Origin of the sequence: Actinacidiphila yanglinensis, from assembly GCF_900107965.1 — a bacterium.
GTDB classification, from domain to species: Bacteria; Actinomycetota; Actinomycetes; order Streptomycetales; family Streptomycetaceae; genus Actinacidiphila; species Actinacidiphila yanglinensis.
Window position 1 is genome coordinate 96,730 of record NZ_FNVU01000020.1, and the last position, 13,885, is coordinate 110,614.

The 13,885-nt window shown below is 75.1% G+C and carries 13 protein-coding genes; 6 read left to right on the top strand and 7 right to left on the bottom strand.

The window, feature by feature from the left end; translation table 11 throughout:
• Nucleotides 1-334 precede the first annotated feature (334 nt).
• Entirely contained in the window at nt 335-997 is a 663-nt protein-coding gene (locus C4U44_RS32695; protein WP_103889696.1) for a hypothetical protein, read from the top strand.
• A gap of 101 nt (nt 998-1,098) precedes the next feature.
• Nucleotides 1,099-1,380 (top strand): hypothetical protein, encoded by a 282-nt coding sequence (locus C4U44_RS41300; RefSeq protein ID WP_146088403.1) that lies wholly within the window; start codon nt 1,099-1,101, stop codon nt 1,378-1,380.
• 324 nt (nt 1,381-1,704) lie between these two features.
• Here C4U44_RS41300 and C4U44_RS32700 read toward each other — a convergent pair whose 3' ends face one another.
• Nucleotides 1,705-2,277 (bottom strand): GNAT family N-acetyltransferase, encoded by a 573-nt coding sequence (locus C4U44_RS32700; RefSeq protein WP_103889697.1) that lies wholly within the window; start codon nt 2,275-2,277, stop codon nt 1,705-1,707.
• A 285-nt stretch (nt 2,278-2,562) separates the two neighbouring features.
• Between C4U44_RS32700 and C4U44_RS32705 the strand changes: the two genes are divergently transcribed.
• Both C4U44_RS32705 and C4U44_RS32710 read left to right on the top strand, forming a co-directional pair.
• Nucleotides 2,563-3,429, top strand: a complete 867-nt coding sequence (locus tag C4U44_RS32705) for a DMT family transporter (protein ID WP_103889698.1) — start codon at nt 2,563-2,565, stop codon at nt 3,427-3,429.
• Nucleotides 3,430-3,574: 145 nt separating this feature from the next.
• Complete coding sequence (locus tag C4U44_RS32710) at nt 3,575-5,947, top strand: FUSC family protein (protein WP_103889699.1); 2,373 nt, start codon at nt 3,575-3,577, stop codon at nt 5,945-5,947.
• 28 nt (nt 5,948-5,975) lie between these two features.
• On the opposite strand, the gene C4U44_RS32715 is transcribed toward C4U44_RS32710, so the two are convergent.
• Together C4U44_RS32715 and C4U44_RS32720 are read right to left on the bottom strand one after the other, a co-directional pair.
• Nucleotides 5,976-6,503 carry a metallophosphoesterase family protein gene (locus tag C4U44_RS32715; protein ID WP_103889700.1) on the bottom strand — a complete coding sequence of 176 codons (528 nt, stop codon included), beginning with the start codon at nt 6,501-6,503 and terminating at the stop codon, nt 5,976-5,978.
• A 43-nt stretch (nt 6,504-6,546) separates the two neighbouring features.
• Nucleotides 6,547-7,410, bottom strand: coding sequence for an MBL fold metallo-hydrolase (locus C4U44_RS32720; RefSeq protein WP_103889701.1), 864 nt, complete (start codon nt 7,408-7,410; stop codon nt 6,547-6,549).
• Between the two features lie 365 nt (nt 7,411-7,775).
• Between C4U44_RS32720 and C4U44_RS32725 the strand changes: the two genes are divergently transcribed.
• The gene (locus C4U44_RS32725) at nt 7,776-9,095 is read left to right on the top strand and encodes a hypothetical protein (RefSeq protein WP_103889702.1); all 1,320 of its coding nucleotides are present in this window, start codon (nt 7,776-7,778) and stop codon (nt 9,093-9,095) included.
• A 154-nt stretch (nt 9,096-9,249) separates the two neighbouring features.
• Here the strand turns inward: C4U44_RS32725 and C4U44_RS32730 are convergent, their stop codons facing one another.
• The 3 genes from C4U44_RS32730 to C4U44_RS32740 all read right to left on the bottom strand — a co-directional run bounded on the left by C4U44_RS32730 (nt 9,250) and on the right by C4U44_RS32740 (nt 12,361).
• Nucleotides 9,250-10,185, bottom strand: coding sequence for a hypothetical protein (locus C4U44_RS32730; protein ID WP_103889703.1), 936 nt, complete (start codon nt 10,183-10,185; stop codon nt 9,250-9,252).
• 283 nt (nt 10,186-10,468) lie between these two features.
• Nucleotides 10,469-10,861 (bottom strand): PPOX class F420-dependent oxidoreductase, encoded by a 393-nt coding sequence (locus C4U44_RS32735; RefSeq protein ID WP_103889704.1) that lies wholly within the window; start codon nt 10,859-10,861, stop codon nt 10,469-10,471.
• A 195-nt stretch (nt 10,862-11,056) separates the two neighbouring features.
• A complete protein-coding gene (locus C4U44_RS32740; RefSeq protein WP_107504002.1) occupies nt 11,057-12,361 on the bottom strand; it encodes an MFS transporter in 1,305 nt (434 codons plus the stop codon).
• 56 nt (nt 12,362-12,417) lie between these two features.
• Here C4U44_RS32740 and C4U44_RS32745 point away from each other — a divergent pair, with 56 nt between their 5' ends.
• Nucleotides 12,418-13,179, top strand: coding sequence for a CGNR zinc finger domain-containing protein (locus C4U44_RS32745; RefSeq protein ID WP_407642924.1), 762 nt, complete (start codon nt 12,418-12,420; stop codon nt 13,177-13,179).
• 207 nt (nt 13,180-13,386) lie between these two features.
• Here C4U44_RS32745 and C4U44_RS32750 read toward each other — a convergent pair whose 3' ends face one another.
• Nucleotides 13,387-13,863: an RrF2 family transcriptional regulator gene (locus tag C4U44_RS32750; RefSeq protein WP_103889706.1), complete on the bottom strand. Its 477-nt coding sequence runs from the start codon at nt 13,861-13,863 to the stop codon at nt 13,387-13,389.
• Nucleotides 13,864-13,885: the final 22 nt, after the last annotated feature.

Genomic DNA, 13,885 nt, shown 5'->3' on the forward strand with positions numbered 1-13,885 from the left:
ACGCCGGCCGATCTCCCGAGGGCACGGACGCCCCGTCCTTTTCTTCTGCGGATTATCCATCAATACCATCGGCTGGACTCTTTCGTCTCACCCGTTACAGGGGGACGGGTTCGGTCCGATGTTCGTTCGGATTCGGGTCGTGACGGGCGCTCGCGCTTCCCGCGGTAACCGCTCCGGGCTGCGGAAACCGTAGCCGCGGCGATGACCCGATCATGGCCCGAAGGAGGCCGTGCGGTTTTACCGGTACACCGAATTGCTTATTCTCATGGAACACGGTGACTGATCATGAAATGTGGGCTATCGTCGCGCCAAGTCAGATTCCGGAGGCAAACCGATGACTGCCAATGACGCTGCGCCGACGCTCCCACGCCCGAGGGCCGACGCGTTCTACAAGCTGGCCGTAGGGGCCATCGAGAGTGAGCAGGACGCGCAGGCGGCCGCGAAGCGGATCGCCGAGGCGCACGAGAGCGAACGCGGCGCGTGGGACGCGCGCTGGCGCGGCGCGCAGGCGGAGGCGTCCCAGATGTCCGCGGAACTGCGCCGCCGGGTGGAGATGCTCGGCCACGCGGCCAACGTCACCAGCCGTGAACTGGCCGCGGGTGCCGCGATGTCGGCGACCGTGGCGCACCAGGCGCAACTGCTGGGCCGGCTGCGCTCCGCGGCCCAGCAGTCGCTGGACGGCAGCATGTCCGCGGTCGACGTGCTCTCGATGCTGAGCGAGAGCGTCGCGACCCCGGACATCACCCCGATGGTGATCGGCTTCGTCTCCGACGGCCGGTACCGCAGCGGCCGGTTCGTCTCCACGTCCGGCGACATCACCGTCGTCTATCCGTTCGTCGGCTTCTCGCTGACCGTGAAAGGCCCGGGAAAAGGCGCCGAGGTCGAGCCGACCTTCCTCGTCGAGGACCGGGCGCTGTGCCGCTCGGCGATCCAGATCGAGCGCGGCCTGATCCTCCAGGGCACGCTGGCGCCGATGACCGCCGCCGGCGCCCGTTAGCCGCACGCAGCTCGAGATCCCCCCACACAGGGCCGGACAGCGCCGGTCCCCCAGGTGAAGTCGCCCCGGCAGAGCGCCGGGGCACCTTCCTTTCTACTGATATGACATTCATCCTGCAATACGCCCGCGCGCCGTCCGGCCGCGTTCGCGCGGTGGCACGGGCGAAAAGGAGCGGTCGCGTGCGCGGAATCGGCAAGGCCATGAGCGGAAGAATTCCCCGGAATACCAGATCGACGGCGGGAGAGGTTTTCCTGGTCGGCATGGACCGGAAAGGCGTGGTGCGGATCAGCCGCAGCGTCGACGAACCCACACTCGGGCGATATCTGCGGGAAATCGCCGACGAGCTGACCGCGGGGCGCACCGGCGGGCGCAAACCCCGCTGACCCGCCTGTTCGTCCGCGGTGCGTACGCCCCGCCCGCGGTGTGCACGCCGGCGCGCGCCGCGGTCCTTTTCGGGCTCCCGTATCCGCGCGCATTTCCGGCGGGACCGCGCCGGGCCATCCGGAGGCAAACCAGGGCCCGGCGCAGCCTGAGAGGGCACCCGAAAGCGCCCGTTCCCACGGGAAGCGTACTAGCGCGCCGCGAATTGTGCGGCTTTCCGGCGGGGAGACGGCTCCTGTGCTAAATGCCTCCGGTGGGAGAACGGCTCCTCGTCCGCGCGGCCGGCGGGCCGGCGGGCCGGCGGGCACCGGACCGCGGCGCGGCGCCTACCGGGGTGCGGGCCGGGTATCCGCCGGCGTGAGCTCGATCCGCCAGTCGTTGCAGGTCATCGGGTGCCCCTTGGGGTACTCGAAGGCGACCTCGCCGAGCAGGGAGAAACCGGCACGGCGGCACACCGCGTTGGACGCCGGGTGCCCCACCGACGGATAGGCGTGCAGGTGAAGGCGGCTGCCGGTGGCGGCCGCCCTGGCGGTCACGGCCCGGGCCGCGGCCACCGCGATGCCGCGGCCCTGGTACTCGGGGAAGACCCCCCACCCGGTCTCGTACACCTCCTCCTCGCGCCGGACGCGCCCCCAGAAGCCGATGCTGCCCACCACCTCGTCGTCCGGGCCCGCCACGACCACGAACATCCGGCCGCCGTCCCCGTCGAGCCGCAGGTAGCGCTCGTGGCGCACGCTCAGCTGCGCCTCGCTCTCGGGCCCGCCCAGGTGCGCGGTCATCTCCGGCGCGTTCGTGCGCCGCAGCACCCACAGGTCGTCCTCCGCCCACTCCCGCAACCGCACCGCCGCCGGTGCCGGAGCCGCCCCTGTCCCGCCCTCACTCGCCTGCTCGCCGCTCATGCCCGCACCGTACGCCGACCCACGGACAGTCCAGGTGCGGCCGGCCACGGGCCGGGCCCGCGGACCGGGAAGGAGGCCGGGCACGCCGGCGGGTCGGGCATGTCCGCGGGCCGGGCATGTCGGCGGGCCGGGCATGTCGGCGGCCTCTGCCGCGGGTCGGCCCGGGTAACGTCCTGTCCTGCATGGTCCGCCGGTTCGGCGCTGCCGGTTCGGCGCCGCTTCGAGACCGGACGTCCGCCCGACCGGGGCGGAGGGACGGCTCAGTGACGCTGCGGGAGGTCCGCCCTGCTGGTGCTGTGTGTGCTCTTCGCGCTGCTCGGTGCCGCCAGCAACGCGGCCGGCACCGTCCTCCAACGCAAAGCCGCGCTGCGGGTGCCTGCCGAGGACGCGATGCGCTTCCGCCTGCTGGTGGACATGCTGCACCAGTCGGTGTGGCTGCTCGGCATCTGCGGCGTGATCGGCGCCGCGCTCTTCCAGGCGCTGGCCCTGGTCACCGGTCCGCTCGCGCTCGCCCAGCCGGTGTTCGTGCTCGAACTGCCCTTCGCGCTGCTCATCGCCATGCCGGTGCTCCACCGCACGCTGCCCGCCAGCGGGTGGACCGCGGTGTGCTGCATGGTCCTCGGCCTGGCCGTCGCGCTGGGCTGCGCCGCGCCCGACGGCGGCACGGACCAGGCGTCGCTGGCCCGTTGGGTGCCCGCGGTCGCGGGGGTCGGCGGGCTGACGGTGGCCGCGGTCGCCCTCGCCCGGCACCGCCGCACCGGGGCGGGCCGCGCCGCGCTGCTCGGAGTCGGCGCCGCCGCGGCCAACGCGCTGACCGCCGCCCTGATGAAGTCCGCGGCCAACACCTTCTCCGACGACGGCTTCGGCGCGTTCCTGAGGGCGTGGCAGACCTACGGGTTCGCGCTGTGCGGGATCACCGCGGTCTTCCTGCTGGAGAACTCCCTCCAGTCCGGGCCCATCGCCGCCTCGCAGCCCGCCCTGACGCTGGGGGACGCGGCCCTCAGCCTGGTGCTCGGCCTGACCGTCTACGCCGAGCACATCCGCACCGGGTGGTGGATCGTGCCCGAACTCGTCGGCGTCGCCATGGTCGTGGCCGGCACCGTCTACCTGTCCCAGGCGGTCGCGCTGACCCGGGAGCTCAGCACGAAATAGCGGGCGCGGCCGGGCCCCGTGGCCGTCCGGGCGCGCCCGCGGGACGCGCATCGCCGCAGTGCAGCGGGGTGCCGCGGGGTGCGGCGGACGCGGCCCGTGGGATGCTGGGCGTTGAGAGAACAGCCGAGGGAACACGACAGTGGCGATGGAACGGGCACGTAGGGCACTCAGCGAGCTCTGGGACCGCTACTCCGCCTCCGACCCGGGGCTGCTGCGGCTGATGGCCGGGCTGCGCACGGTCGGCTCGATCGGCCTGGCCCTGGCGGTGCTCGCCGCGATGGGCACGGCGGTGCCCCAACTCGTGGGCGGCGCCCTCGCCGCGATGGTGTCGACGTTCGCGGTCCGCGACAAGCGCGTCGCGGACCAGGCCATCACCCTCGCCCTCGGGTGGCCCGCCGCCCTCGCCTCCGTGTCGCTGGGCGCGCTGCTCAACGCGCACGTCGTCATCGGTGACACCTTCTTCGTACTGCTGATCTTCGCCGCCGCCTACGTGCGCCGCTTCGGCGACCGCTACACCGCGATCGGCCTGATCAGCTTCCAGGTGTACTTCCTGTCGCTGTTCGTGCACGCCACACCGTCGATCCTGCCGCACCTCTGGCTCGCCCTGACGATCGCGTTCGCCTCCAGCGCGCTGAGCCGTTTCGCGGTCGTGCCCGAGACCCCCGAACGGACCCTGCGCCGGCTGCGGCAGGCGTTCCGGGCCCGTACCGCGCAACTCATCGCCACCCAGCGCGAGGTGCTGGAGGTCGCGCCTGACCACCTCGACGCCACCGTCGCCGACCTGCGCAAGGACATCGCCCGGCTGCACGAGACCGCCCTGATGATCCAGGCCCGCCTGGAGGACGGCACCGCCGACCCGGCCACCGCGAACCAGCTGCAACGCCGCGTGGTGGACGCGGAGATCGCCGCGGAGCGCCTCGGCATCCTGCTGCTCAACACCCGCGCCAAGGGGCACGCCGACACCCTCACCCTCCACCTGCCCAACGCCCCGCTGCCGGCCCCGGTCCGCGTCCTGGGCGACGAGGACGACGCCGTCCGCACCCTGCGCAAGGAGATGCGCGCCCTCCAGGTGCTCGTGGCCCGCCTGTCCGAGAACGACCTCGGCACCGGCGTCACCCGGCTGCGCAACCGCCTGCTGTCCTACCGCGACGACGCGAACCTGCCGCGCGCCACCCCCGCCGTCCAGGACGCGTTCCGCGGCATCGGCGAGGCCGCCCGCGCCGTCCTCGGCCTGCGCATGGCCCTCGACGGGCCCGGCGACGAATCGGACGACGCCCCGGAGACCGTCCGGTCCCGCGAGGAGTTCGAGGCCGAGGACCTGGCGCTGGCCGACGAGGCGGCCCCCGCCGAACGCACCGGCCTGGACCGCCCGACCACGCGCGCCGCCTTCCAGGTGGCCGCCGGATCGGCGCTGGCCGTCGTCGGCGGCGAGTTCCTGTCCTCGCAGCGCTGGTACTGGGCGGTCCTGACCTGCTGGGTGGTGTTCCTCAACACCTCCTCCACCGCCGAGATCCTGGTCAAGGGCTACCGGCGGCTGATCGGCACCATCTGCGGCGTGGTCGCCGGCGTCCTGCTCGCCGGCGCGGTCGGCCCGCACACCTGGACCGCGTTCGCGCTGGTCCTCGTCTTCATCTTCGCCATGTTCTTCACCGCGCCGATCTCCTACGCGCTGATGTCGTTCTTCGTCACCGCCATGCTCGGGCTGCTCTACACCCTCCTGCACACCTACAGCCTGCACGTGCTGGTGCTGCGCATCGAGGAGACCGCGCTCGGCGCCGCCTGCGGGTTCATCGCCGCCGTCCTGATCCTGCCGGTCCGCACCGACGAACACACCGACGCCCAACTCGTCACCGTCCTCACGCGGTTGCGCGACGTGTCGGTGGCCGCGGTCGACCAGCTCGGCGGCGGCGCGGCCGTCGACCTGGTCGACATGGCCCGCGACCTCGACACCGCCCTCGACGCCCTGCGCCGCTCCACCAGCCCGCTCGTCTACCCCATCACCCCGCTCCGGGTCCGCCGCCGGACCGCGCGGTACCTCGTCGCCCTGCTGGAGACCTGCGCCTACCAGGCCCGTTCGCTGGCGGCCACCGCCGAACTCGTCCCCTACAGCCGGAGCGTCGCCGCCGACCCGCGGCTGACCGCGGTCGGCCCGCGCATCGCGCACAACATCGACGCGCTCATCAGCCGCGTCGAGGCGGAGGAGCCGGCCAAGGAGCGGGAGATGCTGCGGGCGCGGGGCGACCGGCCCCGCGAGGAGGAAGAGGGCGCGGGAGCCCCGGCTGGCCTGCCCGAGGTGCGCTCCGGGCCGAGCATCGCGTCCATGCTGGAGGGGTCCGGCGACGGCAAACTGCGCTCCGGCACCGTCACCTTCCGTGTCCTGCGTCACCTGCAACGCCTCGACGAGGGCGTGACCGCGCTGGCCCGGCCGCTGAAGGTGCCCATCGCGGACGACCGGACGAACCCGCGCGCGGCCGGCGGGGGCGGCGCGGCGCCGGCCCCGGCGCGGCCCGCCGGGTGAGGCGGCCCGGCCCAGGCGGCGCATACGGCTAGCGCGAGGCGGGGCGTTCCGGGTGCTCCGGCGTCTCCAGCCGGTGCAGCCGGACCGCGGACAGCGTCCCGCCGTCCGCCTCGGCCGTCATGTACGTGCGGTACGGCTCGCGCCTCCGATCGGTGGGCGAGCCCGGGTTGAGCAGCCGCAGCCCACCCGCGGCCATCGAGTCCCACGGGATGTGGCTGTGCCCGAACACCAGCACGTCGGTGTCCGGGAACCGTCGCGCGCACCGCTCCTCGCGGCCCTGCGCGGCTCCCGTCTCGTGCACCACCGCGAACCGGACGCCGCCCAGCCGGACCCGCGCCACCTCCGGCAGCCGTGCGCGCAGCCCGGGGCCGTCGTTGTTCCCGTACACCGCGACCAGCCGCCGGGACCGCGCCTCCAGCAGGTCCAGCGTCGCCTCGTCCACCCAGTCGCCCGCGTGCACGACGACGTCCGCCGCGTCGATCGCGGCGAGCAGCGCGGCGGGCAACTCCCTTGCCCGCTTGGGCACGTGGGTGTCGGTGGTCAGCAACAGGCGCATGGTGCGGGTGCCCTTCGGGGGTGGGAGGGATGGGCCGGGGCGGTCAGGGCCGGGGGAGAGGTATGACCATGTCCTCCTCGGCCGCGACGACGTCCAGGTCCGCTGCCCCGGACTCCGCGGCGCCGGCCCGGGCGCGCGCGACCCACGCGGCACGGTCGCCGCCGGGCCAGAAGTGCGTCAGCAGCAGCCGGCGCGCACCGCAACGGGCCGCCCACCTGCCCGCGTCGGCGGCGCCGAGCAACTCGGGCTGCGGCGGCGGGCCGTCGTAGCGCCGGTCGCCGCCGTCCCCGCCGGTGCCCGCGCCGCCGGTGCCGCCGTCCGGATCTGGGCCGTCGGGCAGGACGGTCGCGCCCGCGACCAGGAGGTCGGCGCCCGCGGCGAGTTCGGCCAGCGCGGGCGCGGGCCCCGCGTCGCCGGTGTAGGCGAGCACCAGGCCGGGAGCCGTGAGCCGCACACCGCTGTGCGGCACATGGTGGGGAAGCGCGGTGCCCGTCAGGAGGAAGGGGCCCACCGGGTACCGCCCGGGCAGCTCGTGCACGGCGAACACCTCCCGCAGGTCCTCGCTCGGCTCCATCGCCTGTACCCGCTCGACCACTTCGGGCGGGCAGTACAACGGCACCGGTTGCGCCGGGCCCCGCGCCGCCCCGCCCGCGAGCCGGTCGGCGGCGAAGTAGCGCGCCCGTGACAGCGCGCTCAGGTCCGCGCAGTGGTCGGGGTGCGCGTGGGTGACGACGACCGCGTCGACCCGTCCCGCCTCGCCGTCGCAGTACCGCAGCAGCCGCGGGAACGTCGCGTAGCCGAGGTCGAGAACCAGCCGGAATCCGTCGTACTCCACCAGGAACCCGCTCCCGGCCCGCCCCGCCTCGGGCCAGCCCCCGCACGTTCCCAGCACCGTCAGCCGCCGCACCCTGCTGATCGTGCCACACGGCGCGCGGGAGGCGGGCGGACCCGCGGCGCGTCTCCGCACGGGCGCCGTGGCGTGTGCCGTACGTCACATTCCCGCAGGTCCGGTGCCATGCGGCGGTGCGCCCGGACCGCCGCCGGGTTCCGCCGAACGGGTGGCTCCGCCGCGCACCCGCCAACCGCCCTACGGCCCGGTAATAACGGGCTCGGGGCCGCATCGCGCCCCCCTCGCCGGAGCTCCCCGAGCCCGCCTCCGATGGCGCGCGGAAGCGCGCGGGGTTGTCATGAATCGAAACGTGCGCCCCCTTCGAGCGCACAGTGACCGACAGGGTGTTGCTCACCCTTGGAGTTCGGCAAGGGAGCCGTGCCATGTCACCAGACCACCATTCCCTCCAGGAAGACCCGCCCGCGGAAGCCGAGTCGGCCGCGACGCCGCGCCTCGAGCCCGCCCCGGCGTGGGACACCTTCACCGAAGCCGATGAGCCCGACGACGCCCCGGCACCGCAGCCGGACCCACGTCCGGTGCAGGGCACGGGCGTTGAGGCCGGGGCTGGATCCGAGCGCGCGTCCGAACCCGGTCCCGGCCCCGAGCAGGTCCAGGCACCCGCGCCGGCCGCCGCGTCCGGCTCCAGGGAGACCCTGCTGTGGACGGCGGCCACCGCCCGGCCGCTGGACGAGCTCGCGGATCTCGTCACGCTCCTCAACGAGGGCGACACGGACGCCGACGGCGAGGGCGCCCCCCGCCTCGGCGACGAGGCCCTGCGCGCGGCGGCGGTGTCCCGCCCCGTCGACGAGATATGCGACCTCGTCACGATGCTCAACGAGCCCCCGCGCGGGGGCGACGACGCCGACACCGCGCTGCGCGCGGCAGCGGTCGGCCGCCCCGTGGCGGATGTCGCGCAGCTGGTCCAACTCCTCGGCGCGTCCGAGGAGTCCGCGGACGTTCGACCCGGTGCGGACGATTCCGCGCCCGGCACCCGGCGTTCCACGCTGGACCGTTTCCGTACCGCCCGGGCAGCGAGGGGAGAGCGCACTTCCGCGACGGAGGCGGACGTGCGCTCCGACACCGCGGCGGTCGAAGGGGAGGGCGCCCCCGACGGGCGGGAGCCGGGGCAACAGCCCGCCGGGAGCGCGCCGGTGGGGGAGCGCCCGCCCGTGGCGCCGGCCGAAGCGCGGGCCGCGACCCGCGCGAACCCGTCGGCGCCGGCCGCCGGGAAGGTCGCCGGGAAGGACACCGCGCAGGCGTCCACCGGGTCCGAGGTGCGGGCGCGGTCCGGTGTCACGGCCATGGGCTCGCCGCTGCGCTGGCCCACCGCGGCCGCGCTGCTCGTGCTCGGCCTGATCCATCTGCCGCGCGACTTCGACGGCCTGCGCTCGGGCGACTACACGGATGGCGCGTCATGCGCCGCGGCCGCGGTCTGCGTGGCACTGGCCGTCCTGCTCGCGGTGCACGACACGTTGTGGGCGTGGATCGCGGGCGGCGCCGCCGCGCTCGGGGTGATCACCCTGCACGCGGTCGCCGCCGCGCTGCACACCCGCGATGTGCTCGGCCACAGCATCGGGGGCGCCGTCGGCGGGGGAGGCGCGGCAACCCTGGTGTGTGCCGCGCTGGTCGTCGCCCTCGCCTGCACCGCCCTGCTCTACCGGCCACCGGCCGCACAGGTCGCCCGCTCCGGCGATCGCGGGTAACCGGGGCCGAGCGCGCGCAGCCACGAGCGATCCCGCCGCGCACGGCAGGTGTGTCCCGCCCTCCGGCGACCCCGGAGCGCGGGACACGCCCCTGCCCGGGCCGCGATCCGGTGCGTGCCGTCATCGACGCGCCTCCAACGGCGCCGCGGCGACCTCAGGAGTCGTCCGCCCCGCCAGCGAAGGACGGGCCGAGCAGGACCTGGGCCCAACGGGAAGGGGTGGTCGTGTCGTTGACGCAGAACCACAGCGTGGCCCGCCCCTGCGCGTCCTTGATCGCGGCGAGTTCGCCCGCTCGGCCGTTCTTGCGCAACGGGTTGGTGGTCTCACCGTCGGTCTGGTTGAAGCCCTTCGGGTTGATCGTCACCTCCGGGCCGGACGGAGGGTCGACCTCGGGCGGCACCAGCCAGAGTTGAGCGCGCTTCGGCGCTTCGAGAACCGCCGCGTTCTCGGAGTCGGAGGTGGCCTGGAAGCCGGGGCCGGAGCCGGAGGTCGCGTACACGCCGATGCCGTCGGTGCTGCGGCCGAGCACCCCCGTCGCGCCGACGCCCTCCACGCCGAAGCTGCGCTCGCTGGTGCCCTGCACGCCGCCCGCGTCGCCGTTGCCGCGTACGCCGATGTCGTCGGAGCGGCCGCGTACCCCCGCGTGTCCGTCGGCCTCCCAGAGCATGTCCCGGGCGACCGTCTCGGAGTAGCCCACCACACCGCTGCCGCCCCGGCCGAACACGCCCGGCGCGGCGCCGCCGGAGCCGAAGACGCCGGCCTGCGTCCTCTTCTCCTCCGCCGTGTCCCGCGGCTGCGCGTGGACGTAGCCGACCACGCCGTTCAGGCCGGTGCCGACCAGGCCGTTCCCGGCCGGGATCACGCCGACCATGCCGCCGGTGGCGAACTCCTCGGTCCCGGTCGCATGGATGCCGTCCACGCCTTCGGGGATGGTGCGCAGCACCTTCCCGTCCTTCGCGCCCACGTACACCACGAAGTCGTCGGCGTACCCGCTCTTGGCCGTGGTGGCCAGGATGATCGTGCGCTCCTCGCTGGTGTTGGTCCGGCCGGCGGTCAGGTCGTCGCCGGCGCTCGTCGCTCCGCTTCCCACTGGGGGCCTCCGCTGCTCGTCGGGCGCCCGCGCCCGCGTTCGATGGGGGACGCCCCGGGCGCACGGCCGTCGGAGCGGTCCGTCGCGGGAGGACGTCCTCCCAGCCTGTGGTCGCCCCGCACCCCGCGCGCGGCGGAGGCAGCCACTCGACGTACGGGTACCGGGGGCGATCGGCGGGGCCGCCGGACCGGGGGACGTCCTCGCCGGCCTGCCGGTCGGACGGGTTCGACGGCGGACCGGCCGGACCTCCCTCGATCCTCCCGGAGAACGGTCTGACCACGGGCTACTCGCCGGGTGCCGTGAGGACGTAGTGCAGCGTCGTGTACCGCTTCACACGGTGCGCCAGCGGCACCAGGAACCCATGCAGGAAGGGGTACTTGCGGGCGAGGGCGCGTGCGGCGCGGGTGGCCTCCGCGCCCGTGAGCAGGGCGGCCCGGGCGGGCACGGCGGGGCCGGTGGGCTTGCCCGTCACCGTGGACGGAGCGATCTCCACGCGCGGGTCGTTCCGCATCCGCTTCGTCTTCCAGGCCGCGTCGTAGGTCCGGAAGAAGGCGCGGTCCCCTTCGACCACGATGCTCACGGGCGTGCCGACCGGTGTGCCGTCGCGCTTGTACGTCGTGAGCAGGATCGTCCTCTGCCGGACGAACGGTTCGAACGGGGATCGGGTGCTCGTCATGGAAAGCCTCCGGAGTGCGTGGCCCGCGGGTGCGGGCCGTTCACCAGCACGACAGGGCGGGGGTCCCGTTCGTGACATGGGCGGCCGGCGAGCCCGCACCTCCCGGTTTCCCGCAGGTCACGCCCCGCGCGCGCCCCGACGACCCATTCCAACCGGAGCGCGGCGGGCGCCGCGCGGCGACACACCGGGCGGAGCTCACGCCCGAACCCGTCCCGGGCCGTCCCCGCCGGGGACGGCGCGACCGCTTCCCGCCGGGCCGTCCGGTCCGCCACCCGGTGGATCGCCGTGCGTGGACGCGCCCGGTCGGAGCCGTCCGCGCCGCGGGCCGACCAGCACGCACACCAGGGCGGCGACACCCTCGAACCCGGCGCCGGTCAGGAGGGTGCCGGGCAGGGAGCGGGCGGCGAGCGGCCCGGCAAGGGCGGTGCCGAGGGCGTATCCCGCCGTCTTGAGGCCGGCGCCGGTGGTGAACACCTGGCCGCGCAGAGCAGCGGGGGCGTCCCGGTGGCGGATCGCGAACAGCGCGGTGAGCTGCGGCCCTTCGGCCGTTCCGGCAAGGACCGTCGCGGCGACGAGCGCCCACGCCCGCTCCGTCGCGGCGAGCAGGAGCGCGGCACCGAGCAGGAGGGTGCTGCACCCCAGCACGGTGTCCGGGCGCAGGGCGCGCGGACAGCGGGCGAGGACGGTGTTGGCCGCGAGCGCGGACGCCGCGACGCCGGACAGCAGGAGCGTGCCGTGCCCGGCCCCGCCCAGTACCGCCGCGCCGAGCAGGGGAGCACAGGTGAGGAGGACGCCGCCGCCGACGCACGACACGACCGACGCGGCGGTCGCGCGGGCCAGGCCGGGCACGCGGCGGATGGCGCGGAATCCGGCCGCGAGGTCGGCGCGCACCGGCGCGCGCGGCGGCCCGGGGCGGACGGCGCGCCCGCCCGGCCCGACCGGCAGCGCCCACGCCGAGGGCAGTGCCAGGCAGATCAGGGCGGCGGACACCGCGACCCCGGCCGGCGCCCCCGACAGGCCCGCGACCGTACCGGCGAGCGCGGGGCCCAGCAGGCTCGCCAGGTCGTAGGTCATCGCGTCGAGGACGTTCGCCCGCGCGAGCCCGTTCGCCGGGACGACGCGCGGGAGTTGGGAGGTCCAGCCGCCCGACAGCGCCGGGCCCAGCGGGCCGGCGAGCAGCGCGAGGAGCAGGGTGCACGCGAAGGGGAGACGGCCCAGCGTCACCAGGAGAACCGCCAGCGCGGCGCCATAGCAGCCGAGCGCCGCGCCCAGCAGGCGCCCGGGTCGCGCGGACCGGTCGAGCAGCACCCCGAACAGCGGGCCGCCGGCCGCCGCCGACACCATCAGCGCCGCCGGAACCGCCGCCGCGCGCGAGGCCGAACCGCCCGCGGCCAGCCCCGCCAGCAGCAGTGCGGGGCCCGACATCTCGTCGCCGACCCGGGCCGCGGTCGCGCCGCCGAGATACGCGCGCAGCGCGCGGAGGCCGTGACCCTTGTCCATCCGGACGACGGTACGCAGGTAACTCAAAACCGCGCCACATGCGTTACATTCACCGAATGGTCTTCCCCTCCGACGACTGGTCCACCCGGCACTCGGTCGCGGCCACCGCGCGGCGCACCGCTGAGCTGGTCAATGCGCTGGCGGTGGACGAGCAGGCGCTGGCTCCCGGGTCGAGGGCGGCCGATGCGGGGGTGCCCGGCGCGGAAGAGGGTGCCGTGGCGGGTGGCGGCGCGGCGGATACCGATGGGGGTACGGACGCCGATTCCGCTGCCGACATCCGTACGCGGGAGGCGCTCGCCGCTGTGCTGCGCGCGTACGGCGAGGCCGAACCCCTCACGTTCACCGCCGACGACCTCGCCGGGCTGCGGGCCGCCGCGCGCCGGCTGCGCGAGGTGTTCGCCGCCGAGCACGCCGACGTGGCCGCTGACCGCCTCAACCGCCTGCTCGCGGACGGCGCGGGCACCTTCCGCCTCACCTCCCACGGCGGCGGCACCCCCTGGCACCCCCATCTGGACAGCGACGACGACGCGCCGTGGGCCGAGTGGTTCCTCGCCTCGTCGTGCCTGGCCCTCGCCGTCCTGGTCTGGGACCGCCAGCGCCCGCCCGGCGGCGTGTGCGCCTCGCCGGGCTGCCCCCGGGTCTACGTCACCGAGGGGCGCGGCCCCAACCGCCGCTACTGCTCGCGGCGTTGCGCCACCCGCGAGCGAGTCGCCGCCCACCGCGCCCGTACCGCACAGCGAACGTCGGCGCCGTCCGCGTCCTCGCCGTCGGCACCCGGTCGCCCGGTGCCGCGCCCGGCCGGGAGGACACCGTCATGACCCGCGATCCGGTGCCGATCACCGTCCAGGGTGGCGCGGCCCGGCACCGGGCCGCTGTCGCCGGAGGAGTTGCCGAGGGTAGCGAACGTCCGTCCCGTCGTCTCCCGTCCACCCGTGAACCGCACCGGGTGCCGGACCCAAGGGCCCTCCCCGACAACGGAGTCGGCGGGCTGATGCCGGCTCCCGTTCGGGCGCGCCGGAGGGCGTTCAGGCTTCGGGCGCGGTCAGCCACGCGCTGACCGCGGGCAGCGCGGCCGGTCCGGAGTCGGCGGCGACGTCCCGGACCAGGTCGGCGATCGAGACGGCGCGCAGCGACTCGCGCCATGCCGCCTCCGCCCCGGACATCGCGCGGGAGATCGGGCAGGGGGCGGTGCACGCCTCGGGCGGGGTCGCCATCGGGCCGCGCTGCCGGATCTCCGTGCAGGTGAATGCCTTGGCCGGGCCGTCGACCGCTTCGACGACGTCGAGCAGCGTGATCGAGGTGGGTTCCCGCGTGAGGACGTAGCCGCCCGCCTTGCCCTGCACCGAGCGGACCAGCCCGGCCCGGGACAGCGCCTGCAACTGCTTGGCCAGGTAACTCGCCGAGACGTCGTGCAGCTCCGCGAGCCGCGTCGCCGGGACCGGCTCGTCGACCGTCGTCAGCACGACGCAGCAGTGCAGCGCCCACTCGACCCCGCCGGACATCTTCACCCGGCCACTGTAGGCC

What these genes read in the sequence shown, in the direction of transcription:
- C4U44_RS32695 (WP_103889696.1), top strand. Translation starts at nt 335, where the DNA reads ATGACTGCCAATGACGCTGCGCCGACGCTCCCACGCCCGAGGGCCGAC.
- C4U44_RS41300 (WP_146088403.1), top strand. Translation starts at nt 1,099, where the DNA reads ATGACATTCATCCTGCAATACGCCCGCGCGCCGTCCGGCCGCGTTCGC.
- C4U44_RS32700 (WP_103889697.1), bottom strand. Translation starts at nt 2,277, where the DNA reads ATGAGCGGCGAGCAGGCGAGTGAGGGCGGGACAGGGGCGGCTCCGGCA.
- C4U44_RS32710 (WP_103889699.1), top strand. Translation starts at nt 3,575, where the DNA reads ATGGAACGGGCACGTAGGGCACTCAGCGAGCTCTGGGACCGCTACTCC.
- C4U44_RS32715 (WP_103889700.1), bottom strand. Translation starts at nt 6,503, where the DNA reads ATGCGCCTGTTGCTGACCACCGACACCCACGTGCCCAAGCGGGCAAGG.
- C4U44_RS32725 (WP_103889702.1), top strand. Translation starts at nt 7,776, where the DNA reads ATGTCACCAGACCACCATTCCCTCCAGGAAGACCCGCCCGCGGAAGCC.
- C4U44_RS32735 (WP_103889704.1), bottom strand. Translation starts at nt 10,861, where the DNA reads ATGACGAGCACCCGATCCCCGTTCGAACCGTTCGTCCGGCAGAGGACG.
- C4U44_RS32740 (WP_107504002.1), bottom strand. Translation starts at nt 12,361, where the DNA reads ATGGACAAGGGTCACGGCCTCCGCGCGCTGCGCGCGTATCTCGGCGGC.
- C4U44_RS32745 (WP_407642924.1), top strand. Translation starts at nt 12,418, where the DNA reads ATGGTCTTCCCCTCCGACGACTGGTCCACCCGGCACTCGGTCGCGGCC.
- C4U44_RS32750 (WP_103889706.1), bottom strand. Translation starts at nt 13,863, where the DNA reads ATGTCCGGCGGGGTCGAGTGGGCGCTGCACTGCTGCGTCGTGCTGACG.